Source organism: Listeria welshimeri serovar 6b str. SLCC5334 (assembly GCF_000060285.1).
Taxonomy (GTDB): Bacteria; Bacillota; Bacilli; order Lactobacillales; family Listeriaceae; genus Listeria; species Listeria welshimeri.
This window is the reverse complement of the sequence record NC_008555.1, coordinates 405,322-430,026: the sequence shown is the minus strand read 5'-3', so window position 1 is coordinate 430,026 and position 24,705 is coordinate 405,322. Positions and strand designations below refer to the sequence as shown.

At 33.4% G+C, this 24,705-nt stretch carries 25 protein-coding genes and 1 pseudogene; all 26 read right to left on the bottom strand.

Going from position 1 to position 24,705, the window contains the following annotated elements; genetic code table 11:
* Positions 1-15: 15 nt before the first annotated feature.
* Positions 16-603: a hypothetical protein gene (locus LWE_RS02145; RefSeq protein WP_011701263.1), complete on the bottom strand. Its 588-nt coding sequence runs from the start codon at positions 601-603 to the stop codon at positions 16-18.
* A gap of 724 nt (positions 604-1,327) precedes the next feature.
* Positions 1,328-1,768 carry a hypothetical protein gene (locus LWE_RS02140; protein ID WP_011701262.1) on the bottom strand — a complete coding sequence of 147 codons (441 nt, stop codon included), beginning with the start codon at positions 1,766-1,768 and terminating at the stop codon, positions 1,328-1,330.
* Positions 1,769-1,920: 152 nt separating this feature from the next.
* The gene (locus tag LWE_RS02135) at positions 1,921-2,712 is read right to left on the bottom strand and encodes a hypothetical protein (protein ID WP_011701261.1); all 792 of its coding nucleotides are present in this window, start codon (positions 2,710-2,712) and stop codon (positions 1,921-1,923) included.
* A 153-nt stretch (positions 2,713-2,865) separates the two neighbouring features.
* Positions 2,866-3,444, bottom strand: a complete 579-nt coding sequence (locus LWE_RS02130) for a hypothetical protein (RefSeq protein ID WP_011701260.1) — start codon at positions 3,442-3,444, stop codon at positions 2,866-2,868.
* Between the two features lie 71 nt (positions 3,445-3,515).
* On the bottom strand, positions 3,516-4,634 hold the full coding sequence (locus LWE_RS02125; protein WP_011701259.1) for a hypothetical protein: 1,119 nt from the start codon (positions 4,632-4,634) through the stop codon (positions 3,516-3,518).
* A 356-nt stretch (positions 4,635-4,990) separates the two neighbouring features.
* Positions 4,991-5,158: a hypothetical protein gene (locus tag LWE_RS14615; protein ID WP_157738614.1), complete on the bottom strand. Its 168-nt coding sequence runs from the start codon at positions 5,156-5,158 to the stop codon at positions 4,991-4,993.
* 317 nt (positions 5,159-5,475) lie between these two features.
* A complete protein-coding gene (locus tag LWE_RS02120) occupies positions 5,476-6,168 on the bottom strand; it encodes a HEAT repeat domain-containing protein (RefSeq protein WP_011701258.1) in 693 nt (230 codons plus the stop codon).
* Positions 6,169-6,490: 322 nt separating this feature from the next.
* Positions 6,491-6,760, bottom strand: a complete 270-nt coding sequence (locus LWE_RS02110; protein WP_041176305.1) for a hypothetical protein — start codon at positions 6,758-6,760, stop codon at positions 6,491-6,493.
* Positions 6,761-6,986: 226 nt separating this feature from the next.
* A complete protein-coding gene (locus LWE_RS02105) occupies positions 6,987-7,733 on the bottom strand; it encodes a hypothetical protein (RefSeq protein WP_049789852.1) in 747 nt (248 codons plus the stop codon).
* 77 nt (positions 7,734-7,810) lie between these two features.
* Positions 7,811-8,425: a hypothetical protein gene (locus LWE_RS02100; protein WP_011701255.1), complete on the bottom strand. Its 615-nt coding sequence runs from the start codon at positions 8,423-8,425 to the stop codon at positions 7,811-7,813.
* 71 nt (positions 8,426-8,496) lie between these two features.
* Positions 8,497-8,910: a hypothetical protein gene (locus LWE_RS02095; RefSeq protein ID WP_011701254.1), complete on the bottom strand. Its 414-nt coding sequence runs from the start codon at positions 8,908-8,910 to the stop codon at positions 8,497-8,499.
* A 749-nt stretch (positions 8,911-9,659) separates the two neighbouring features.
* A complete protein-coding gene (locus LWE_RS02090; protein ID WP_041176304.1) occupies positions 9,660-10,016 on the bottom strand; it encodes a hypothetical protein in 357 nt (118 codons plus the stop codon).
* Between the two features lie 39 nt (positions 10,017-10,055).
* Positions 10,056-10,322: a hypothetical protein gene (locus tag LWE_RS02085; RefSeq protein WP_011701253.1), complete on the bottom strand. Its 267-nt coding sequence runs from the start codon at positions 10,320-10,322 to the stop codon at positions 10,056-10,058.
* A gap of 143 nt (positions 10,323-10,465) precedes the next feature.
* Positions 10,466-11,074: a hypothetical protein gene (locus LWE_RS02080; protein WP_011701252.1), complete on the bottom strand. Its 609-nt coding sequence runs from the start codon at positions 11,072-11,074 to the stop codon at positions 10,466-10,468.
* Positions 11,075-11,123: 49 nt separating this feature from the next.
* Positions 11,124-11,537: a hypothetical protein gene (locus LWE_RS02075; RefSeq protein WP_011701251.1), complete on the bottom strand. Its 414-nt coding sequence runs from the start codon at positions 11,535-11,537 to the stop codon at positions 11,124-11,126.
* A gap of 25 nt (positions 11,538-11,562) precedes the next feature.
* Positions 11,563-12,153 carry an Imm64 family immunity protein gene (locus LWE_RS02070; protein WP_011701250.1) on the bottom strand — a complete coding sequence of 197 codons (591 nt, stop codon included), beginning with the start codon at positions 12,151-12,153 and terminating at the stop codon, positions 11,563-11,565.
* Between the two features lie 162 nt (positions 12,154-12,315).
* Complete coding sequence (locus LWE_RS02065) at positions 12,316-12,750, bottom strand: hypothetical protein (RefSeq protein WP_011701249.1); 435 nt, start codon at positions 12,748-12,750, stop codon at positions 12,316-12,318.
* Positions 12,751-13,245: 495 nt separating this feature from the next.
* Positions 13,246-13,800 (bottom strand): hypothetical protein, encoded by a 555-nt coding sequence (locus LWE_RS02060; protein WP_011701248.1) that lies wholly within the window; start codon positions 13,798-13,800, stop codon positions 13,246-13,248.
* A gap of 24 nt (positions 13,801-13,824) precedes the next feature.
* Entirely contained in the window at positions 13,825-14,277 is a 453-nt protein-coding gene (locus tag LWE_RS02055) for a hypothetical protein (protein WP_228474473.1), read from the bottom strand.
* A 58-nt stretch (positions 14,278-14,335) separates the two neighbouring features.
* A pseudogene (locus LWE_RS14890) lies at positions 14,336-14,444 on the bottom strand (RHS repeat domain-containing protein); the annotation flags it as partial.
* A gap of 36 nt (positions 14,445-14,480) precedes the next feature.
* Positions 14,481-15,068 carry a hypothetical protein gene (locus LWE_RS02050; protein ID WP_011701246.1) on the bottom strand — a complete coding sequence of 196 codons (588 nt, stop codon included), beginning with the start codon at positions 15,066-15,068 and terminating at the stop codon, positions 14,481-14,483.
* Positions 15,069-15,188: 120 nt separating this feature from the next.
* Positions 15,189-15,878, bottom strand: a complete 690-nt coding sequence (locus LWE_RS02045) for a HEAT repeat domain-containing protein (protein ID WP_011701245.1) — start codon at positions 15,876-15,878, stop codon at positions 15,189-15,191.
* A gap of 509 nt (positions 15,879-16,387) precedes the next feature.
* A complete protein-coding gene (locus LWE_RS14650; protein WP_162470220.1) occupies positions 16,388-16,708 on the bottom strand; it encodes a hypothetical protein in 321 nt (106 codons plus the stop codon).
* Between the two features lie 200 nt (positions 16,709-16,908).
* Positions 16,909-17,265: a hypothetical protein gene (locus LWE_RS02035; RefSeq protein WP_041176303.1), complete on the bottom strand. Its 357-nt coding sequence runs from the start codon at positions 17,263-17,265 to the stop codon at positions 16,909-16,911.
* Positions 17,266-17,299: 34 nt separating this feature from the next.
* Positions 17,300-23,878, bottom strand: a complete 6,579-nt coding sequence (locus tag LWE_RS02030) for a DNRLRE domain-containing protein (RefSeq protein WP_011701244.1) — start codon at positions 23,876-23,878, stop codon at positions 17,300-17,302.
* A 256-nt stretch (positions 23,879-24,134) separates the two neighbouring features.
* The gene (locus LWE_RS02025) at positions 24,135-24,644 is read right to left on the bottom strand and encodes a hypothetical protein (RefSeq protein WP_011701243.1); all 510 of its coding nucleotides are present in this window, start codon (positions 24,642-24,644) and stop codon (positions 24,135-24,137) included.
* Positions 24,645-24,705: the final 61 nt, after the last annotated feature.

The following is a 24,705-nucleotide window of genomic DNA, read 5'->3' as shown; positions in this document are numbered from 1 at the left end:
CCTCCAAATGGAATCTCAACGTTGCCTCCACCTGCGCACAATCTTCTTCAGAAAGCTTTCTTTTTCCACCTCTTCATCCGCCCTGCAATTTATAATATGTTTAAAATATCTCGAAAACTCCGAGTCATAGCTAAAATTATCTTCCCCATACTGAATAAGTTGCTCTTTGTTCGCTCTTTTCCATTTCAAATAATCTTTTTCAGGTATACCAAAAGAAGTCAAAAAGACGTCATCTGAGTTATTTATTGCTACATTACGAAGCATTTCCTGCCCTTTCTCCTCAAGTTCCAAATAATTATCATTTTCTTCAAAATAGATTGGATTAATTTCCATGCAATAACTTATTATCCAGTCGACCTCTGTAATATTTCCCAGCTCGCTAATGCCAAAATCATACATATATTTTAACTTATCGCCTTCCGTTTCATCATCTTCCACTTCATACATGTCAACCAACATATCCCATCTTATATAAAACGCTCGCACAAAATAACGAATATTCTTCTTATCAGACATCCAGGTATTATAACTGTAATCTAATACCTCTTGAACCTTTTCTTCTACTTCTAATCGATCTAATTCTTCCCACTCTAGATTTATCATAAGATCCTCTCGTTTCTATGAGTAATTGTTATGGAATATACAAAAAATCTTTTATTAATGTAAACACAAAAATTAGTAAACATAAAAAATACAATGAGCATAACGTATACAAAGTCTTTTTATTTTCATATAGTTTAAAATATAAAAAAGCAATGATGACTAACAATGTTATTGTAAAAACCACTATCACACTTAATAAAAATTCTAGCATGTCCGCATCCCCTCATTCATAGTGTAAAGAAAACAAACGTAGACAAGATAATACCACCTACTACTGTAAATAAGTAAGGCATAAACCTTATTAATTTATTTTTCTTCCCTTTATATTTATCGGAAAATATAAAACATAAGGTAGTTATAGCTAAAAATTCAAGCGAAATGAGAGTTTTTAAAATCGTCAACATATAAAGTACCTCCTTTTGTTACTTTTCTAGAAGAATTTGAATTTTTGGAGACTCAGCAAACAATCTATCTGTTTAATTTGATCAATCCGCTCTTTTTAAATCATATCAACCTTGTATAATATATCTTTTCTTTGCTTATGAGCTAGAACTAAACGATCATTGTCTATCCATTTTAAATTTCCTAGGTGTGCGGAAAATACAAACGGATTTGGTAAATCACTGAGGATAAATTCTTTTCTTATGATTTTCTGTTCCTTGTTAAAAATAATGATATATATGTCAGCTTTGTATAAGCCATGCTCAATATAAATTTGTGCTTTTTATTTTCTATTTGGGCTGGATTTTGATTTTTTATAGTAGTAATTATTTTGATAGTCTAATTCTTTTACCTTTTCATATGCCTCAATAAATCTAGCCTTATCTAAGCCCAAATTACGACACGCTTCTATAGCTCCTATGTGAAGCAGTTCTAAAATGATTTTTTTCTTTTCTGAGTCATTTTCATCATTAAACTTATTTAAATCAAACAACTTATTTTCAAAATAAACTCTATAAATGGCATAGAGGTGATGAGATTTATCGACTTTTTTTCCCGTTGGTATACAATTAATATCAATACAAGAAGTCTCTTTTGTCACCATTGGTTTAAATGCACCTGAATACATTTCTGAAATACAGTGACTTTGACTGTCAAATGACATAATTGGATTCTTTTCTTCATCATAATCAAATCCTACAGAAAAATAGTTTAATTTTTTCATATTTCATCTCCAAGAGTAAATTTTATGCCAAGGTACTAGAAAACAAAAGATATAGCGAACAAATATCCATTAGTATTAAAAAATTGTGTTTTCTTGATGCCCCTTTATTTGCTTAAAAACCTTTGCTTAGTAGCGTTAAAACAGCTATTCCTCTATAATTTAGAAAGCTGGACAATGTTGAATTCATTTTCACTTTCTAAAACTACTTCACTATATCCGGTACTTATTGCATATGCTTCATCATATACTTTTTTATCTATAATGATTTCTTCCGTAATTTCCATACTTTCATTTACCTTATAAATACGGTTCCGATAGCAAGCGTAAAAGTTATCTCCCACACTCACCAATCCGTCCACAGTATAATTTATTACGACTTTATTCCGAACTTTTTTAGATGTTAAATCATAGTCTAAAGTGAAGTCATCACCATTATCTTCATAACACAGTATCCGTATAGTTTTATTATTACAGCTAATCGATTCTACATCAATGAGCGTTTCTAAAATGGTGTCATCTAAGAGCCCTGTAATTTCTCCTGTAAATATATCTATTTTAATAAGTCCTAGTTCTGCTATAGGTAAATTCTCCTCACTCCCAAACATGCCTTCTTCTGAATAAATAATATAAGCTTCATCATTCACTAGAACAAAATCGATTGCACCTTCACCTAATTTGTATTTAAACGTCTCCCTTGTCATACATGAGATAAATAAATAATTATACGTGTCATCATTGCACAAAATACAAATCTTCTCATCCGACAATATGACTTTGTTAATTCTGAAATACCGATTGGAAATTCTTTCATCGTTTATTTCACATAAAATTTCTTCCCCAGAAAAAAGTTTCAAACAGTTTTTTTCTATTTGGAAATTAAGTACTTCTCCCCCAGTTTCTTTAAAAGCGTATATAGATTGCGCTTGTTTTTTTATTTTTAGCATTGATTATAGTCCCTCCGACCTCGAATTTCATAATTGAAATACACTATTAGGTCTTTTAATATGTCACTTTTCTTGTTTTCATTCACTTCCCTAAAATATTCCCATCTCTTTAAAAATCATACTATTTTAGCCGCATCCTTATCTTAAATTATGCTAAAAGTAATTCTTCAGAAAAACATCTACAAATTTTTCATTATAATTTTCCATCAAATTTTTTGTGCTTTTATCTATTTTTTCAATTGGGATCATTAAATACTCTACTAAGAACTTCTCTTTGGTGTATGGTGCTTTTGAAAAGTCGTTTAGAGAAATGTCACCACTATATACAGCTAAAATAGCTAAATGCTCTTCTAAATCAAAATAACTTATCCAATCCCCACTTATATCAAACATGCAACCTTGCTCTAAAAAAATAGTTAGCTTATTGTCGTCCCATAGTTGTCGAAAATTTATTTTGTTCATCCTCGCATTGATGTACATATATTCGTTAGCATAAATGTTATTATATTTGGGAAGCCATAGCACCTCATCACCATTAGCTTTTTTAGTAAAATCAAGTAAATACTGTACGTTTTCATCTAAGAAATCCCATAAATCAAAGACATAAACTTCATTTGGTTCAAGAAAGATTTGGTCTGGTATTTTAGCCTCCACATGAAACTTGTTCTGAATATTATTATAAAAATTTTTCAATTCTGCTACGTTAGATTTCTTTAACATTTGATATTCCACTAAATCCCCCCTACCATAAGTAAGCTATCGTCTACTGTTCTAATACTAAAAAATGGTTGTTATTGTCATCTCTATTGATAATTAGCTATCAGTTCTGCTAAAAATTTCTCCTCATCTTTTAGCCATGGACACCATTCTTCTCCTGGATTCGCCGCGAACAACTCTACTTCTTTCCAATTTTCAAGTGGATTTTTGATGGAAAGAGATTTTTTAATTGCCAAAATACTAATTTCACTCTCTTTATCACCAAAAATAAAACAGTCGGAATTAAAGTACCAGTATAAATAATCAAAATCCGTAAAATCCATTTTTTCTCTCTCTCTACACAATAAAATTTCACCATATTCCTTTTCCGTTATACCTGTACTTAATTCAGCATATGGAACATCTATTTGTTTTATCTTTTTAAAAATAAATTTTCTTATAGTTTCATAATAAGAATGTGGCGTAAACAACTTGACACTTTCTTGCTTAAGCAGTTGTCCAATTTTATTTAAGTCGTTTATGAAGTCATCCTCATAACAATGAAAGAAATAGGTAAAATAAAAATCATATAACTCCGGCTTTTTAAAAATTTGCTTTGGTAATACCGTCTTATAGTCAACTAAGTACCCAATCTCATTTCTCAAATTTTCATTATGATCCTCAATCAATCGAGATTTTGCTCCTGTTTCTTGTATAGTATCCAGTAATTCTGTATTAGTAATCTGTTGAAAAAGCCGCACCAAATCTATCCCTTTTGAAAATATACCTATCGCTCTAACATCGAGTATAGGGGCGATAATAGCCATGCCATCTTCTAATTCGATTTGTTTTCTACAATCTAATTCTATTTTTTGTTTAAATAAAAATAGCCTATTCAGATATGGACTATAATCACCTTCTATAAACAAACGAAACATTTCTCGTTTTAGTTGTTGCGATTCCCCATGCAAGAATACTTTTTTATATCCGCCTTTTTCGTCTCCTTGCAATTTTTCATAAGGACCATCCACATCATTCAAAAAATAAGCAGAAATCATATATTCGCCAAAAGCTTCGCAAATATCAACCACATCTTGCTCTAACAGTTTTCCCGGGTCTTTAAAATAGTAAATATATATTTGGTCCGCTCCATCGATTCCTATGTCACTTCCATACTCGAGTGCATCTTCGGCTCTGACAATCTCTATTTGTTCTCTATTCAACATATGGTTCACCTTCTTTTTTTAGATAGACAATCAGCTAAAGCATTCAATATTGATCACTGTTTTTTATAAAAATAAATCGCCTATCCGTATTGTAAAAAATACGCCCAGAGCAAACACTAAGCAAAACAAAACTTTACTCCATTTTTGCTTTTTCGATTCTAAATTAAGACAAATTACTAAACAGATAATTACTAGAAATATATACATTGTTAACAGCAATTGAATAATCTCCTCTCTATGTTGTAACTAGTTTTTATTTGTTTTTGATATTCCAGCGTGAAATACTTTTTTCTAAAATGTAGACTACCTTTTTCTCTTGGCTGAAATATGATTTTAAATTTTTTCAGCTTTAAGCTTTAAGCTATTATCCAGAACATAATAAGTCCTATAGAAGATAAAACTATGCCAAGCCATGCCCAAATATACGCAATTACTTCTTTGCTTGCCTTTCCTGCAATGTAAAAACATATACCGAATATTAATATGCTTAATATAAGACAACTTAAACCAATGAGAATATTCATTTCCTAGCTCCCCGCTGAATTTGTTGTGCTATATCATCTAAGAAAAATTTCTATAATTCTTTATTAATCCATTACTGAATCTCTTTTTAGTTATTTCGACAGAGCAATACTCCTCATCCTCATACCAACTAACATCCACATCGAGCTTTTTATCAATGGCTAATACGGCTATTTCTAAATATCCATTAGCTAAAGTAAAATTTGCTCAGATGGAAAAAATGGAGAAACACGTTTTTTTTGCCTTAATTTTTCATACCCCTTATCCTATTTCTCTGCCAAAACAGATGGTAATGGTGTATTCTTTTTCCCAAAAGCTTTTATCTATAATACTTCAATACACGAATTCCCCATTTTAAAACTGCTACATTATCTTTATCTTTTTCAATTTCTAACCGTTCAGAAAACGCTTGAATTACCTTTTCTTTTTCAAAATGTGCCCCTATATCTGTTAGTGTATTAATGGTTACAAATCGAGCTTCCTCATCTGTTGAATTCAGTAGTTCTATGAGCTTTTGTCTGTTATACTCCATGTCTGCATCTGTTTCACTTAATAAGTATAAGGTTAAATAGCCTCCAGATCTAACCACATCATTATTTTCGTTTTCTAAATGTTTTTCCACATTCTCTATCAATTCATAAGAACTCATATCCCCAATATTTAAAACTGCAAAATATCGAACCCAATGATCAGCATCGTTTAAATGTGCTAAAAGTAATGGTTCTGCTTGCTTCATTCTGTGATAGCCGAGATATTCAAAACATTTCATTTTAACCTCATTTGTATCATTTATATGAGCCATTACTAATTTCTTGATGCGCTTATGGGGATTCGTTAGTAAAGCATCTATCGAAGCGGCTCTGACTTTTTCACTATTCGATTTTGATGAAGCCACTAGAGCATTTTCGACTGTTTTTCCTTTTGCGTATTTGCCTAGTTTTGGTATAATTTTTAGCATTTGAGCTTCTTCGGTAGTATGTTTTAATTTTTTGAGTAATTGTTTTGCATCCAATGGTTTTCTCCTTAATTACGTTTTAGTAGTTCATTTGAAAAATTATGCGGACCTATTTTTTCATCTTTCTTAGTTGGTATAAATCGTATTAGATTTCGATCAAAAAAGCTATCAATAATTTACTAATTAAACAATCCCTTAATAGCATAGTACTCATATAATCCAAAAATCATAAAAACAATCAAAAAAACGGTCATTATATATGTATTTCTATATTTTTTAAGGGTATTATCTGAAAACACTTGGAAATAGATTAAAATTATTAGATTTGCTATTAACAGGAAGATTAAAACATCAGGCATATTTATTTTCTCCTTAAAATTTAATATAAAAAAAATGAACTTATAATAACTATTACAAACATACTTATACAAATAGTTTGAAGATAACCTTGAATTTTTTTATTTTTATTCATTTTTTCAATTAAATCAAATAACATAAATATATTTGCAAGCAGAATGAAACCTACACTAACCTCTATGATAGATCGAGACCCTGGTAACTCCCATAAATAATACACATTTACCATTACTACTAGCAAAAAGCATAAACTTAACTTAAAATATTTCCAAGATTTATTTTTTTTATTCATCTTATCTCCCTCCTACTTGTAATTCTTGCTCTCACATATGATCTGCTTCAGTAATGCCATAGTCTTCTTGATAGGAGAATAAATATTCGTCTTTTGTGATACATGATTGGTTTTTGTCTAACATTATTTTCTCCCTATTAATGATTATTTATTTTTAATGCTAATTCTTCCCTATAGACTTTCTTCAAAGTTTAGAAAGCTGTACAATGCTGAATTCATTTTCGCTTTATAAAACTACTTCACTATATCCGGTACTTAGTGAGGATGCCTCATCATATACTTTTTTATCTATAATGATTTCTTTCGTAATTTCCATACTTTCATTCACCTGATAAATATGATTCTGATATCTAGCGTAAAAACTATCTCCCGCGCTCAACAATCCATCCACAGTATAATTTATTATGACTTTATTCTGAACTTTTTTAGATGTTAAATCATAGTCTAAAGTGAAGTCATTATCATTTTCTTCATAACACAGTATCCGTATAGTTTTATTATTACAGCTCATTGTATGTACATCAATGAGTGTTTCTAATATGCAGTCATCCAAGAGCCCAGTAATTTCTCCTATAAATATATCTATTTTAATAAGCCCTAATTGTGCTATGGGTAAATTCTCCTCACTCCCAAACTTACCTTCTTCTGAATAAATAACATAAGCTGCATCATTTAAGACGAGAAAATCCGCCACACCTTCTCCCAATGTATATTTTAAATTTTTCCCCGTATATGAGATCAATAAATAATCGTAAACACCATCATGACAAAAAATACAAACTTTCTCATCAGATAATTTAACTTTTTTAATTTTGAAATACCGTTTGGAAATTATTTCATCATTTATTTCACATAAAATTTCTTCCCCAGAAAAAAGTTTCAAACAATCCTTTTCTATTTGGAAATTAAGCACTTCTCCTCCAGTTTCTTTAAAAGCATAAATAGATTGTGCTTGTTTTTTTATTTTTAGAATAGTGTCTACCTCCTTCTTAAATGGGACTTATTTTACCACTTGGATGGGCCTATTATAATGCTCTTGGATTACTGGCTTTATTCATACCTATCTCTCTTTTTCAGTTTTGAAAACAGCTTTTCTAAAATGCCTTTTTTTCGCATTTTTTCACCAAAATCCATTGTAACCATTTCCTTAAAATAATCTGAGAAAAGGGAGTCATAATTAAAGTTTGCTTGCAGGTAATTTGTCAGTTGTTCTCTGTTTTCACTTTTCCATTTCACAAGTTCTTTTCCGTTCTTTCCTCCAGCAGTATAATAAGAATCTTTTAAAAACACATCTTCTGGATTAGCTAATGAAGCTTCGTGGAGATATTTCTCTCCTTTTAAATGGACATCATCGTAACCCTCTTCCCCCATAAAACACTCGGGATTAAGTGAAAGGCAATAGCCCATAATCCATTTTACTTCTGGAATATCAAGTAGTTCCTGCTCCCCATAACTATACATATATCTTAATTTTTCATCTTGTTCTTCATAACTCTCAATATCAAAGTTATCAATTTGTAAGTACCACTTTAAGAAAAACGCTCTTACAAAAAAGCGAATATTCTTCGGATCTGAAATCCAAGCATCATAGCTGAATTTCAAAATTTGTTCAAGCTTCTCATCTACTTCTAACCGATCTAATTCTTCCCACTCTAAATTTATCATGACTCTCACTCCCGTTAAATACACATTCCTCTTCTCATTAAAACTATCTCCATTTTGGCGGATTCTGTATATTAGATACCTAGTATAATTACAATAACGTCTAACTCAATCGCTTTTACTAACCAAGCCTCTAACCTCTGAATCATGCTGATTAATGAGTTTATTATTTGTGTTTTTTCAATGCGTTTATTTTCTTTAAAACTATTTTTTATAACCTTATCTGCAATTCCTTCAAGGTCTATCTTTTTTAAACTACTTATTAAATTATCTACTTCCTCAAAACTAAAATAATTCTCCCCAAACATGCTGAAGTCCGCTTTACTTTTTTCAAAAACATCAAGTAAATATTCAAAAATATCGCTATTAATATAATACGAATCTTCATTCCAAAATTCTTTTTCGGCGGAACTGTATTTAAATTCTACATACATCGTGCCTTCTAATTGATTTTTTCTTAAAAACAAGTCATTATCTATGTTTTTCATAACTAATTTCCCGCCTCTAGTATCTTTTCATCATTTGAAAAACTGTACTAAATCTATTCCTTCGAAAATACTTTTCTCATCCCATTAATTGTTCCTTACAATTCATATCCCCAAAAGCTTCTTATGCTGTAAAGCGAACTCCAATGTCTATGTGTTGAAGCAAATTCTTGATATAAGGAACTACTTCCAAATACTCATACCTCGTTAGCAATTCTATGCAACTCATCTCTTAAAACATGCCTCAAATTCTACACTGCACCCTAATCGCATGGCTAGAATATCTTTTTTTATCCAGCATATTGTGAACATTTTTGGTTCAACCCGGTTTCTGATTTGGCTAATTTCTTAAAATCCGCATTTTTATTCATTATTTAAGATTATAACTGAGCTTCCATCATAATCCGACATAATCAAAAACTCATCTTTTTCAAGATGCAACTCAATTTTCCCTACTACCTTATTTCTTTTAAAAATAGTACCTTTTTGTGAATAGTGCAAGATATTGTCTATTTTATATCCAGAAATAATGTGCACAAGAAAGTTTGAATTGGCTAAAAGTCTAAAAACAAATAGAACTTCATCGAGATGCGCGTTATCTAATTGGATATCCTTAATTAATAACAGCTAATTTAAAATATTCATTTTCTTTTTCAATGACGTGTTTATCTTCTTAATAATTATTTTGGGTCCATTCCATCATTTATTATTATTCTTTTCTGTAAATTTTTTCTATCTTTGGAAAATAATTTTCAATAAATAAAACTCGCTATAACATAATAAATATATATTCCTAAAGCGACTATAGCTAATATTGCTGATAGGATAGATAAAATTGTAGACTTTCCTTTACGTTTACTCCATAAAACTAATAAAAGCTCGATGCACAAAATAATTACTTGCACTACCAAAATCACATAAATATATGAAGTCAGGGTTTCACTACTGCTTATGAAAATACCTGTTCCAACTATCATAATCCCCGCAAAAAGTATGCTTGCACCTACGATTTCCAAGATACCTTTAGTTTTTTCTGAGAGAAGCAGCGGAATGAAACAAATTGCAAATGTAATAAAATTTATTGATACATCGATAATAAATTCAATCATAATCGTTTCCTAATTCCCTCCTTTTATAGCGACAGTTTTTCAATAAAAAACAAAAGTCAAAACCACATAAGTTATATAAGTAAATAAATTAAATATCGTTAGGATTAATACACCTATACCTATAAAAACTTCCGATTTTCCGAATTTACTTAAATAATTCATGAATACATTTGCGAAAAGTATCACTATTTCAATTACTAATATAATGTACATATATGTGTGCAGTTCCTCTACACCAGAAAGAATTAACCCCGTTCCTACTATGGCCAATCCAGCTATTGATAAACTGCCAATCGCTTTTCCCATTAATTGCTCCTCTTTTTTAATTGCATTTCCACCAACTAAGAATCATACAAAAGCTATAATATTAATTAAAATATTTAAAATAAAATCCATTTTTCATTCAACTTTCTATATTGTTATTACGATTCTTTATTAATTTTTTAGTCTTAAATGCTCACTGAATAGTAGTTTTTTAAATATGCTTCTTTAAAATCTTCTGCTTCTGATTCATCTGCTGCATCTTTTTTAATAAAATAATCTACCACTTCATCTTTAGAAAGTCGAATCTCACTATTCATTTGCTCCATTTTATTAGAAAATCCAATGATGACTAAATGAGAACTACGATCAAACTTTATTAATATACTCCCATCTAGCAGGAATATTGTAGGGCTAATATCAACTAAATTAATGGGATTTCTTGATCCTTTTGTGAGGATGTTCTCGCTGAATACCCCATCCCATTCATCTACACTTTTTATTTTTATTTTTCCAAGTAATAGCCAACTTGTTAAAAACATTCCAAAAACATCTGAGTGAAAATATATATCTTTTTCTTTATCTAACAAAAGTACGGATAAAATTCGATTTCCTTCTTTCGTATTTTCAAATGCATCTAATGGGAAATATAAATAGTTATATTCTTTGTCAGGTACACAATACGGGAAGTCTAGTCCTGGAAAAGTTAAATCTTTATAGGCTTTATGTAACATATTTCGAAATTTAGCAATCCCTTTAACTTCAAAGTAATCAATAGATTGTTTTTGGTTTCCCACTTTATCCCTCCTGCATTTATATCAGTTCTAAATTCGATTTTTCCATTGACTACGCCATTAACTCACTTGAATCTGATAAAATGACTAATAATGGGAAAACGGATAACAATTTGGCTCTAATATTTTCTATCCTTGGTATTTCGCTAAGCACTAATTTATCTATCTGCTCAGAGATGTCGCAATCTTTTTCTACTAAAAAATACTGGTCATAGCTAGATCCCTCTTCAAATCGTTCTTCATCCTCTTTATAAAAATGAATATATGTCTTTCTAAATCTAGTTTGTTTCACAAGGACTGATTTATCAGCAGCTGCTTCGAAATTACGGGAAATATGAAATTGATATATATCAAATTGAAGAATTAGCCGCTTCATTATTTTTTCAATATCTTCATGAATTTCTTCTAAATATTTACCTTGATTATCATAAGCACCCGCAGTAGTTATACCTTTTAAATGAATCATTTATCTCTGTTTCCCCAATTCTTTTTTAGTTTGTTCGGTGGGATGGTGTATTCTTAATAACATAATGCTTTTTCTTCCTCTCACTTATACCGTCAATTTCCCAAGTATTTAGATACACATGAAAGTCATTATTTTTTGGATAAATTAATGTTGCATATGGGCTTTCAAGAGGTTCTATATTCCCAGGATTATGAAACATATCCACTTCTGCTTCTGTGTCAATAAAACTAAAATAATAAGGATAATATGAATAAATAGTTATTAAAATACTGATTAATTTATTTTCCAAACTTTTTGCTGAAAACATCTCAGGCAAGTAATCATACGATAGATCAAATAAAACCCCTTGATAGTTATGTTCCTCATAGAAACGTACGACAAATTCCCAATCATCTCTTATCTGCTTGCAATTAATATGAGTCACTTTTGAAAAACTATTATCTTTTTTCACTTCTTCCAAACTTTTAGTGCTAGATAAGTCGCTTTCCGGACTATAACAAACTATATTTTCAATTTCCACATTTGCTGTACTACTTATCAAATCAATATATTTTTTGACTAGGTTTTTATATGAACTTTGTTTATATACACATCCTGAAGATATGAAACTAGACATTCACACACCTCCTAAAAACTTTCTTCTCCTTCATTCTGAATTTCACAGCTCTGGTACTCTTGCTAGGATAAGCCTCAGTAGGTCTTCTAACTCTGAAATTTTATATATAAATGACTTTGACTTAAATTAATTTGGCAATTATTTGCCTCACATCGTCTACCGCTATAAAGCTAATTCTTCAACTAAAAATTTCAAGTCTTTTGCATAGAAATTTATTACTTCGCCTTCTAGAATCTGGTAAGTCATGATTGTATTTTGCACTAAAAAATATTCAATGTTTTCGCGTCTATTAAGGTCTGACACTCCGCTAAGTAATGCCTTTATATCTACTCCTTTAGTTACAATTATAAATTTGTTATATTCCATTATTCCAGGGTTTTCCCTCAGCGGCTCTGACTTAAAAATGTTTAGAAAACGCTTAGGCTTTAATGGGAATGCTAGATCACTTCGCTTCTTTCTATCTACTGTATATTCATATATATCATATTTATCAAATAGTGGATTTACCACCGTTCTTATTTCAGACATAATACTAAAATACTCTTGTTCTTTTTCATCATATGACTCCATAGTAGTCATACCTACACTGTATATCATGTTGTTCCTCCTCACGTTTGTTCACTGCATTTTGTAATAGACTTTCTAAAATTTTTATTCCTTAAATACCCAACCGAGGGACTAGCATTATACAATAAACTATAAGGGCTAGCAGGAAAATAATGATAGCAATACTGTTAAGGACAGTTTTATTGTTTTTCTTACGTCTCGTTTCATAGCCAATAATTAATAAAAGTAGAAAAACAAAATATATTATTATCACAAGTAACATATTATCCCCCGATCCTTCTTAAAAGTAGATAGTTATTCCCGTAACCGCAAATAAAGTTAATAATATTAATACTTGCATACACCTAGAAAAGAAGTTGTCTTTCTTAAAATCTATAATAACTATACACATTATAATTATGCCGATGAATTCCAAATCCATTATTAATTTCAAAATTGAATCCATTTCAATCTCCTAATTTGGTTATTTACTTCTCTTACTTTTATAATAAGCCCTCCTATAAAAGTGGAGGGCTTATTCTTAGTTTATTTTTTTAGTTTGTTCATCAAATCTTGTTCTACACTGCCGCCGAAACGCAGGGCTAGAATATCTTCTTTTTTTATCCAACAAGTTCCATCTAATCGACCTTCGTCATCCACTAAAGTAATTTCTAATCCTTCATATTCGTTTTCAGCGATCATTCCAATTGCTGGCGTCTCGTCTCCAATAATGTCAATAAAGATTATCTCTTTACTTTGGTATACATAATCAGCGGCAATTTCGAAAAGAGAATGCTTTTTGTTTGGTGCTTTCTCAAATAATCCTGCGCTGATTGGTTGATTAAGATGTTTTGCGAGTAGTTCGGCTGTTTTTAAATGCGCCGTGTCAATTTCTATTCGATACACTAATTCTAACGGGAGAACAACATGTCCCTCTTCGTAACCGTCCGAACGTCGCGAGCGGAACATAACATCACTCGCTGTAACTGCTTCAATGTAGCCCGCCTCGAAATATTCGTCTTCGCGTGACGCGTAGATGGCTACTAGTTTATTTGCTTCTTGGCATTTTAGTAATCTTTCGTACATGAATTTTGGGGACATTTTCTGTAACACACCAACTTATGTTTAGTGGAATGATTCTAAAAAAGTTACTGCTTCACTCCCCTTACCAAATAATGCTACTGCTGTCACATCGAAAACGGGTACGATGATAATTTGGTTATATTTTATTTGGATTTCTTTAGATATGTCCTGATTCTCTTCACTAGGTTGAAAAAGAAATAAACGGTTTAGCTGTGTTGAACTTGAACCATATAAAAACAACTGAATCAACCATTTCTTCATATTAAAACTAGTATTTTTTAAATCCAAACGAAAAAATCCATCTTCTAAATCTTCTAAATCTGGTCTATCATCTACTTCAAAATCATCGAGCAAATAAATTGTACGCATTTTATTCCCGAATTCTTTACAAATACTATCTATTTCGTTTTCTTCATCAAACTCATAAATATATATTGCATCACAATCTACAATTCCTATCTCAGTTGAACACTCTTTTATATAGTCTTCATCCATTTTTTTGAGCTTCATCGTCCTTATCACTTCCTTTTTTCCATATTTACAAGCATACCCATTCATCGCTTGGGTCCGAATCGTATACTGTAAATACGCCTTTCTCTAGTTTATATACGCGCCATCAAGTAATATTGTTCGATTTCCTTGTCATACGTACATCCAGCGTGAACATTTTTGGTTCTTCCTTAGGGTTTCATAATCACTTAATTTTTAGTAAAAAACACTTTATTAAACTCTTTTAAAAAATTCAAATTATCTTTTTCAAGCCAAACGGACCATTCTTGAAAATGTTTGGTAAATTCTTCTTTAGTCATTCTTTCTAAATGGAAAAATGCATCTTGTTTGGGAAAATCTTCCTCCAAAGCTAAAATAACGAAATTAAATTCATTAACAAAATATAGTCCCCAATTACTTACATTAGAAAACAAACAAGCTTCATTGAAGGATAAAAAGAAAGTGTTCTTTTTATCCTCAGATTCGTTTTCTAAAATATCAATTTGCTCTAAAATCTGTTTAGGCTCAAGCGAAGTAGGAATCTCGGCTATAGTATAGTTTGAATTTTTTTCAGTTGCGCTGGTAAAGAACAAGTTTTTCACTTTATTATTAGATGAAATTTGTAAAATCCATTCCCACCCTGTTTCTTCGTAAAAATAATCCATATCATAAACGAAAAAATTATAGAACTTAGTATTGAAAATATTTTCAGGTAGGGAATTATCTGAATTAAATACCTTAGCAAATTCGTTATTAAAATTAGCATAGGTCTTCTTTTTCAGCATTATTTTTTCCAATTAATTATCCCCTTTTCTTGAATCAGGATTTTCCGAAAATTATCTAGTTGTTTTTCATTTAGTACTTTTCCATCTTTAAAACCAAGAACTTCATCCTATTTCCAGTTATCAAATTAATTCTCACCAATATTTCAATGATCGAATTGCGTTTTTTAGTGTAGTTATATTTTCTTCATCTGATTCAATTTGCAGCCGAGCATAAAAAGCATTAATTATTGGCTCTCTTTTGAGATGATTTTTTAGATCTGCTAAATTATTAATCGTTACATATCGTGCTACTTCATCGGATGAATTTAGTAATTGGATTAGCTTTTGTTCATAATAATCCTTTTCAGCTTCCGTCTCACTTAATAAAACCAAGGTTAAGTAACATCCTGATTTCACCACGTCACTGGTTTCATTTTCTAAATGTTTTTCTACATCCTCTATTACGTCATAAGCCCCCATATCACCAAGATTTAAAATTGCAAAATACCGAACCCAACGATCAGCGTCATTTAAATGTGCTAAAAGAATAGGCTCTGCTTGCTTCATCCTGTGATAACCCATATACTCGAAACACTTTGTTTTAACCTCATTTGTATCAGTCATATGAGCCGTTACTAATTTCTTGATGTGTTTATGAGAGTTAGTTAGTAAAGCGTCTATCGCAGCAGCTCGAATTTTCTCACTACTTGATTCTGATAGACTTGCTAAAGCATTTTCGACCGTTTTTCCTTTTGCGTATTTGCCTAGTTTTGGTATAATTTTTAGCATTTGAGTTTCATTTGGAGTATTTTTTAATGTTTGGAGTAATTGTTTCGCATCCAATGAGTTTCTCCTTCGTTATGTTTTAGTAGTTCATTTGAAAAATCCAGCCAAGTCTATTTCTTTTGAAAATATCTCTATTGCCGTGATGTCAGAAACTGGTAGAAGCTCTAGCATTATTCCATCCTCTATTTCTATATCTTTTCTAGGCTTCCATTCCTTTTTTTATATAATAATAATTTATTTTCAGCTGGGGTAGTGTCTCCTTTTAAAAATAAGCAGAAAGCATATACTCATCAAAAATAGCACATATGTCTTGTAGTTCTTGCTCTGAAATATGTTCTGGACTTTTGAAAAAATAAATATAATTTTGTTCTGCTTCAGTTATGCTAGAGTCATCTTAATAGGAGGGTAAATATTCGTCTCATGTAATGCATGAGTGATTTTTGTCTAACATTATTTTCTTCATACCTATAAATCAATAATCCTGATTAGCTTTTTAAAGAATAAGCCCTCCCTGTATAAGTGAAAGGCTTATTCTCAATTTTTTAGTTTGTTCATCAAATCTTGTTCTATGTTAGCACCGAAACCAATAGAGAGGATATTTGTTTTTTTATCCAGCGTTTTCCGTCTAATTGACCTTCATATTCGTTTGGCAATGAGCCTAACCACTTGTAGTATTTCGTTTCAAATGATGTCCATACCGACCAGCTCTTCATTTTTGAATACACAATCTGATACGATTTCGAATAGAAATTTTTTGCTTGGTTGAGATGTTTGGCGAGCAGTTCTGCGATGTTCAAATAGGTTGTATCAATTTCTATTCGATACACTGTTCCTAATGAAAAAACATCCCCTCCCTCATAACCATCAGAACGCCTTGCGCTAAACATGATGTCGTTCGTAGTAATAGCTTCAATGTAACCAGCAAAAAAATCGTCTTTGCGTGATGAACAAGTGACTACTTATTTAGTTGCTTCTTGACATTTTGAAGCAGTATTTCACAAAAACATTTTGCATCCAAGTTTATTTTTCATTAACCGCTATGACATAATAATTACTCGATTTTAGAATTCCACCTATAAGCCCTTATTCAATAAATAAAGCTCGCTACGACGTAATAAATATATACCCCTAACGCACCTATAGCTAATATTGCTGATAGGATAGATAAAATTGGAGACTTTCCTTTACGTTTACTCCATAACACTAATATAAGCTCGATGCACAAAATAATTATTTGCACTACCAAAATCACATAAATATATGATTTCAGGGTATAACTATTGCTTATATAAATACCCGTTCCAACTATTATAAGCCCCGCAAAAAATATGCTTCCACCTATTTTTTCCAAGATACCTTTAGTTTTTTCTGAAAGATAAAACGGTATGACACAAATTGCAAATGTAATAAAATTTATTAATATATGGATAATAAATTGAACCATGATAACCTCCTATAACTTTTTTACTGCAATACAGTTATCTATGCCTCTGAATTGCATTTGACATACGAACTAATTTTGCTTTTGTAGAATTCATTCTAGCTTTCTGTAGACCCTTTAACCGTCTAACAGGGGTTTTCTTTAGATGCTTTACTGGTTTTGTTACAAACCTGCGAATGTGTCTTGTATATTGACCTATATTTTTCAACGGACGTTTCGTTTTAACAGCGCGTAAAACTGCCTTACCTTTAGATACAAATCCAAAAACTCTACCTGCACCTGTCCACATAAGACCATTACCAGCACCATATAAAGCTGCTTTCCCTGCGCCCTTCCAAGTTGATTTCTTACCTCTCAATTTATTTCCAATATAGTATCTTCCCGCTCCAACAACAGCTCCAATACCAGCAGCTGTTGCATACTGCCAAAATTTACCATCTGGATCAATTTTATTTACAGGATTATTTCCAACATAATTATACCCATTCATCGTCTGCGGGTCGTCTTCATCGCCTGGGTCTGGATCATATGCGGTAAACACGCCTTGCTCTGGTTCATAATAACGCGCCATCAAGTAATATTGTTTGATTTCCTTGTCATACGTATATCCCGCATAACCATAAGGATTGGCTTTGGCTTCTTCTGTAGAGGCAGTGTTTTTCAGCACATTGCCCCAAGCATCATACGCATATTCTGCGACAATCTTACCGGCTTCATCCGTGAGTGCAATCACGTCGCCATGCGCATTATAGTGATAATAGAGGGTTTTGCCATTCATCTTCATCGCTAAACGAACATTATCATCCGAATAAACATACTGACGAACTACTTTTCCATCACCATCAGTCTCATACAGAACATCAATACTATCGCCATCATAATGATAATTCGTCGTCACGCCATCGACTGTTTTCGACAAGCGGCGGTTATCATCATCGTACGTATAACTCGTAAATGGCTCGCTCGCACCTTTTTTCGTGATGCTGCTTAAACGGTCGCCGGTATCCCATGTATACGTGTACTTGCCATCGCTTGTACGGTTACCATTGGCGTCATACGTCAGCGCTTCTCCGTTCCACGAAACCAGTTGATTACCATCATTATAACTTGCGGCAATTGTTTTTGTCTCGCTTCCGCTGATTGCTACTTGTGTGCGGTTTCCGAAGCCATCGTATGTGTATGCTTTTACGGTGCCATCTGGTAGTGTTTCTTTAGTTAGTTGGTTGACTGCATCGTATTCGTAGGTTGTTTTCCCAGTTTGTTTGTTATCGATGCTTGTACGGTTGCTTGCTGCGTCATAGGTGTAGTTTTCGTCTAAAATTTGGGTGCCGCTTGCGCTACTAATAGCTGCGTTGGTGACTTTTTGGGTGCTATCGTAGGTGTAGTTGGCTGCGGTGCCGTTTCCTGCTGTGTAGACGTTGATGTTTCCAAATTCGTCAAACTCGAAATAGGCGTTTTTGCTTCCGTCATTTACGCGGGTATTCCGGTCTAAGTCGTTGTATGTGTAGCTTGTTTTTGCTGTGTAGTCGCCGTGGTTAATGGCTACTTCGCCGACTTTGTCTGTTTTTCCTTTGTTGTCTTTTGTTGGTTTGTCTTTGTAAGTGTAGCTTACGTCGCCACCTCGTTCGGCTACTTTGGTGATTCGGTTGGCATCGTCGTAGGTTTTGTCGGTTACGATGCTGTTAATTTCGTCGGTTACTTTTGTTTGGTTGCCGTTTGGATCGTATTGGAATTTAAAGGCTAGTTTATCATTCCATTTAATCCCGTCCATGCGGTCAGCGGAATCGTATGTGCTTTCGGTTACGCGACCATTTGGCATGATTGCTTTTGTTTCATTACCGGCTGCATCGTATTCGTACTTGATTGTGCGATTAAGTGCATCGGTAAATGCGGTAATTTTGTTATCTACATCATATTCATAGATATTTTTTTGCGTTTTGCCAGATGCAGTGACATTTTTTTCGGTGGTGTTGCCATTGTCATCGTACTTATAGGCTACAGATGTGCCATTCGCAAGTTCTGTATCTATAAGTGCATTGTCAGCATCATAGGTTAATATTTTTTTATTGCCTTTTTCGTCTGTTTCGGATGTAGTGTTGCCGTAAATATCGTAAGTGAAGCTGATTTTGCGGCCTTCTTCATCATAGCTAGCTGTTACATAGTTGCCGGAAGCGTCGTATTCATTTTTTGTTAATACTTCGCCTTCTATGACACGTACGTCATCAAACCAAGCTTTTCCGGTTAAACCGTTGCGGAACATGGTGTAAACTTTAACTGATTTGATTGGTTTGGTTGGTTTAATTACTACTGCGCTTCGGTTCCAGTCATTGGTTCCTAGCGGGAATTGTCCTTGTACGGAAGAAGTTGTGCCATCTTGATAGTTGATTGTTCCCCATATGGAGTAATCATTCGACATTGTTGTAACAGAACCGTTTGATTTGGCATCTTCTGATTTGGATAGTGCGGAAATCGTTAATGCTTTGGCTTCTTTTTGATTTACTGGCACATCCTGGGCAATGTGTGTGTAAGCTTCACTTGTTGCTTTTCGTTCAAAATAAACGGCACTATCTCCACTAAAGCTTTCATTATCTACTACTTTTGCTTGTGTAAGTGCGGTATTTCCTGAACGTGCCCAGCCAGTCGGAAGCGTTCCATTGTGCTCTTCAAAACTGCTGTTGACTACCGGGTTGTAACTGGAAGCAACACTGCCTTTTTCAAATTGAACATTGTCGTACCAAATGGTTCCTTTTCCTTTATGTGGAGCTGGTTGTTCGTTGTCCAAATAAAGCAATACTTGGCGCGTGTTTTTGGATGTTTTAAAGGTTAATTGGCGTTTTACCCAGTCGCCATTCTTTTGGATGGATGTCGCACGGTTGGATTGCCACACGCCGGCATCTGTAATGTCTTTTGCATTCGCATCTTGTAAACGGCCAATGAGAATTGCATCGGCGTTTGTCATTCCAGATGTTTTAATCCAGGCGCTAAATGTATAAGTCGTTTCTGGTTCTACATCCACACGTTGGGTAACAGATGAATAACCTTTTACGGTAGAATTTGCTTCACTTGTTAATTTAACTGAGCCACTCCCACCTAATGATCCCGGAGCTTTCTGTGTAGTGTCAAACGTCATACTTCCTTTTGCATCAGACTGAATCAATGTCCAGTTGGAGACGCCCGCCCCTTTTTCAAAGCCGCTATTTTGAAGTAAATTACCGCCTGAAGAAAGTTCACCGCTTCCTCGTACTGGATTACCATATGCGTCATATTGCGTTACAGAGGAAACTTGAGATTCTGTCGCAAGTGTTTCAGATACAGCATCTGCTCCGTCATATGCAACAGTCGTTTTGCGTCCCTCTGTGTCAGTTGCGCTTGTCACATCATTGTTATCATTATACGTGTATGATTCTGTTCCGTAAGCATCTGTCGCTTGCGTGATATTACCATCAGCATCGTAAGAATACGTTTCTTCTTGTCCCTTAGGATTCACTTCTTTTACTAGGTTGTTTGATTCATACGTGTAGGTCGTTGTCAGTTTGAGACCATCTGCATCCACGATTTCTTTCTTTGGATTTCCAGCATCATTGTATGAGTAAATGGTTTTCTTCTTTTTCTCATTTGTTAAAGTAATTTGCTGTCCTTCTTTGTCATAAGAAAGGGTTGTTTTTTTGCCGATTGGGTCGGTTATTTCTGTTAGTTTTTCTTCTTCATAAGCAAAAGTTGTTGCGTATGGTTTTTCTTCTGTATGTTTTGGATCATAAATCGATGTTAATAAGCCATCTGTATAGCCATAGCGATATATTTTCCCGCGAGCAGTGGATGAACTGATTAGCTCTTGTTTGTCATTATAAGTATAGCTTATTTTACGACTCTCTGGTCCGACAAGTTCTTTTACTAGCTCACCATCATACGCTAAAGTAACGGTACGTCCGGAAGCATCGCGCAAGCTTGTTAGTTTACCATCAGTATAGGTATAAGTTAATTCATTACCTTTTGTGTCTTTTTCAGATTTTAATCGTCCGTCAGCTAAAAAGCGTGTTTCTGACTTATCTTCTTCTATTTTTAAATAACCATCTGCATTTTTAGTGATTTCTGAATAAATGCCTGGTGGCGCTTCGTATTTATCGCCTTTTTTAGTGAAACGATGGATTTTCTTGTCCGATTCCACCCAAACGATATTACCATTTTCTTCTTCTACGAGTTTTTCTTCGAGCGTACTTGTCCAGCCTTTACCGAAAATGCCAGTTGCGTCATCTTGGCTATTAAACGTACGGTCGACATTAATGCTTGGACCACGGCCTTCTAAGTTGAAATCTGTTTCATGGAATAAAAAGTTTCCGTTTGTAGCGTTCACTTCGCCGCCACGAACTGGCACACTTGTCCAGTAATCTACCATTCCTAGTTGTTTATTGAGTGCTTCTGGAATAGATGGTGTGGCTGGTTCTGATTGCACGCTAGTTGCGTTATTTCCCGCTTTTTGATAAGCGACAACGCGGAACCAGTAGTTTGTGCGCTCTTTATAATTCCCGCCAGAATTGGTATATACTGAGGAAGGATCTTTTGCGAGTTCATCGCCTTTCCCGTCATGATGAAGAGCGAATTTCCCTTCAGCAATCTCTTCTTTAGTCGGCCAAATGCCTTTGTTCTGGGTTGTCCACTTTGTTTCTGCCCCGACATCATATTCTTCATATGATTTCCCGTTGAAAACAAGAACTTTGTAGCCATCTGCCATTGGACTCTTTTCCCAGTTAAGTTCCACATATCCAGTCTCTTTATGAGCTAAGTTAGAATACGCTTTCGCAGCAGGGGGTTGTGGTTTTTCGATTGGCATGTAAGCGAATACTAAATCAGAAACCGGACTTGCTCCGCCTGGATAAACGGCTTGTACTCTGAAAAGATAGCGCGTTAAATTACGTAAGCCAAAAGTGCTTCCAGCTTGATAGGCATTTTCATATTGTTCACGTGGATCAAGAGCGAATTCCACACCTTTACCGTCGTGGTGGAATTCAAAATCGCCATCAGCAATTTCAGCAGCGGTTGGGAATATTTTTTTACCTTTTGTGCTCCACGAGGTCGCTGTACTTCCTGTATTGAAATATTCATAATTATAACCGTTTGAAATAACGATATTATAGCTAGTTGCTCCAGGCACAGCTTTCCATGACAGGTCCATAAATCCTGTTCCAGTTCCAATACCATTTGAATTCGTCTTCACAGTAGGTTTTTCTGGTTGTGTATACGTATAATTCACTTCTAGATATGGATAGTTTTTATTATTTTCACTTGCTACTACTTTTTTCCAATAGTTTTGATCAATGTTAGTACCTAAACGGAAACCATTGTTCGCTCTGGTACCAGTTGCCCATGCTTGAACAGTATTCGTAACATCTAGGTTCGCCCACTCGCCTCGGCCTACATTAACGCTACCAAGTCGTGTTGCTGCTGGAGCATTATTCCAAGTAACTTGCCAAGGAGACCAGTTTGCGTTTGATTCGTAATACCATAAATCATTTTTTACAGTGGATGACATATGCCAAATATTATAGACTTTTAAAGTCGCTTTAGAAATAGTCGCTTTATTTAAAGTAGATGTATCCATTTTTAAATAGGCTGCGTTATTTCCTGTGGAGCTATCCCATTTACCGAGTTTTAAAGTGTAAGCATTTTGTCCAGAATCCCAAAGCTTACTTCCGATATTATTCTCTGTTGGTTTAGCGGAATTTATGTTAGCATTGTAAACTTCATCTAACCGGATAGATGGATCAATATAGACCGGATACTCACGTGCGGCATCATTTAACCATGCAGTATCTACTTTTAATTGTAATTCATATACTGTTTTTGTCAGTGGTTTAATTTCAAATGAAGCATTTTCAGATAATTCTGCTTCCCCTGTTTCAGCTCCAACATTAGAATCTGTCATTACTGGTTTCGGAAGCGTATACATTGTATCGCCTGTTTTATTTTTGAATAGCACATCGCCATTCTCTGCTAGCTTTACATCTAGTTTCGTTTCAATTTGATAAACATAAGTATCTACTTGATTAGGTTCATGTAATACTAAATCTTCTTTAACTGATTGTGGAAAAGTTAAATGTCTTAGATCTGTTTTAGAAAACACATCCTTATAAGTAACTTCATTTTCTTCATACGTAGCTGATTGGTCTGTCACTGCTTGTTCATTTTCGCCTGTACGAGCTCCTTTTAAGCGAAAAGTCACTTCTGCTCCAGCCTTTGTTAATTTCTGATATGCTCCGTCTTCCATTTTTTCTAAAAAGCCTAATTCTAATGGAGTTTGTTTTGGAACTATCATATCAGAATCTGATTCTTTCTCTACATTCGCATCAATGCGTTTTAAATCCCCATCAACTTCCATATTAATAGGATCCGCAAAGATTTGTTTTGTAAAACTCCCGTCGTGATTATCATAAACTATTTCATTTTCTGTTCGTTCTTCTTTAACTTCTGTTGGTGCTTGTTCTCCCGCTTTCTTTTCTGGTGCATCCACTACTGCCGAGGTCTCCTCTGCCATTGGTGCATAACCAGGTAGTAGTGAAAAGAATAACATAAATGCTATTAAGCTCACTAGTACTTTTTTTGCTTTTGCATGTAATTTCATGTATCAAGCTCTCCCTTTTTTAATGTAATTTCGTTTGATGTCTTGCTATGTTCTCTATTTTCTATCTCTCTGCTAACAACCTCACTGCCCTCTCTTTCTAAAAAAAGGACCAGTTTTAATTGAGATAAAACTGGTCCTTTTCCGAATATAACAAAATTATTATAGCACATTTATTCGCATTTTAAATTGCAAAATGTGAATTATTTACTTTTTATTTAAATTAATAATTTTTTTAATTATAATTATCGTTTAATAGTCAAGAAGTAATAAATTCCAGTCGCGCTGTATCAATACAAATATCTACAATATTGTCGCTTTCTATAAAGCATTTCCCGTCAGATGAAAATTCTTCTGGTGCAACCACATTAATTATCACTAAATCCTCTTCAATCGCTTCTATTGTTCCAATAATTAGCTCATCCCAGACAGTCATTATTTCCACTAATTTGTTGTTCTTTTTCGTCCACTCAAGAAAATTCAATAGTGTATCGCCTTTCTTACTTAATTCAGGTATTTGTTTCTGAGGTCGGTTTAAATTTTGATACGGTTTAAGATATTGAGTATCTTGTTGAACTTTAAAAATAGCTTCATTTGCCACGAGTGCAAATCCATCAAATCCCACTCTAGTATGGTATCTTTCCAGTATAATGAACGAATCAAAAATAGCTCTGATATATCCTACACGAAAATCATTTGTTTCTTGCTCGTCATCATATACTTCATAAAGACACTTTTGGTTTAATTGTTCTAATTGTTTACGGTTCATTGGTTATTCTCCTTTTTAAGCGTTTTCAATTTAAGATACCATGTTTAATCAGCTCCTGCAA

Coding starts and splice junctions, on each gene's coding strand:
- LWE_RS02145 (WP_011701263.1), bottom strand. CDS start 603: ATGATAAATCTAGAGTGGGAAGAATTAGATCGATTAGAAGTAGAAGAA.
- LWE_RS02140 (WP_011701262.1), bottom strand. CDS start 1,768: ATGAAAAAATTAAACTATTTTTCTGTAGGATTTGATTATGATGAAGAA.
- LWE_RS02135 (WP_011701261.1), bottom strand. CDS start 2,712: ATGCTAAAAATAAAAAAACAAGCGCAATCTATATACGCTTTTAAAGAA.
- LWE_RS02125 (WP_011701259.1), bottom strand. CDS start 4,634: ATGTTGAATAGAGAACAAATAGAGATTGTCAGAGCCGAAGATGCACTC.
- LWE_RS14615 (WP_157738614.1), bottom strand. CDS start 5,158: ATGAATATTCTCATTGGTTTAAGTTGTCTTATATTAAGCATATTAATA.
- LWE_RS02110 (WP_041176305.1), bottom strand. CDS start 6,760: ATGAATAAAAAAAATAAATCTTGGAAATATTTTAAGTTAAGTTTATGC.
- LWE_RS02100 (WP_011701255.1), bottom strand. CDS start 8,425: ATGATAAATTTAGAGTGGGAAGAATTAGATCGGTTAGAAGTAGATGAG.
- LWE_RS02095 (WP_011701254.1), bottom strand. CDS start 8,910: ATGAAAAACATAGATAATGACTTGTTTTTAAGAAAAAATCAATTAGAA.
- LWE_RS02090 (WP_041176304.1), bottom strand. CDS start 10,016: ATGATTGAATTTATTATCGATGTATCAATAAATTTTATTACATTTGCA.
- LWE_RS02085 (WP_011701253.1), bottom strand. CDS start 10,322: ATGGGAAAAGCGATTGGCAGTTTATCAATAGCTGGATTGGCCATAGTA.
- LWE_RS02075 (WP_011701251.1), bottom strand. CDS start 11,537: ATGATTCATTTAAAAGGTATAACTACTGCGGGTGCTTATGATAATCAA.
- LWE_RS02070 (WP_011701250.1), bottom strand. CDS start 12,153: ATGTCTAGTTTCATATCTTCAGGATGTGTATATAAACAAAGTTCATAT.
- LWE_RS02065 (WP_011701249.1), bottom strand. CDS start 12,750: ATGATATACAGTGTAGGTATGACTACTATGGAGTCATATGATGAAAAA.
- LWE_RS02060 (WP_011701248.1), bottom strand. CDS start 13,800: ATGTCCCCAAAATTCATGTACGAAAGATTACTAAAATGCCAAGAAGCA.
- LWE_RS02055 (WP_228474473.1), bottom strand. CDS start 14,277: ATGGATGAAGACTATATAAAAGAGTGTTCAACTGAGATAGGAATTGTA.
- LWE_RS14650 (WP_162470220.1), bottom strand. CDS start 16,708: ATGTTTAGCGCAAGGCGTTCTGATGGTTATGAGGGAGGGGATGTTTTT.
- LWE_RS02035 (WP_041176303.1), bottom strand. CDS start 17,265: ATGGTTCAATTTATTATCCATATATTAATAAATTTTATTACATTTGCA.
- LWE_RS02030 (WP_011701244.1), bottom strand. CDS start 23,878: ATGAAATTACATGCAAAAGCAAAAAAAGTACTAGTGAGCTTAATAGCA.
- LWE_RS02025 (WP_011701243.1), bottom strand. CDS start 24,644: ATGAACCGTAAACAATTAGAACAATTAAACCAAAAGTGTCTTTATGAA.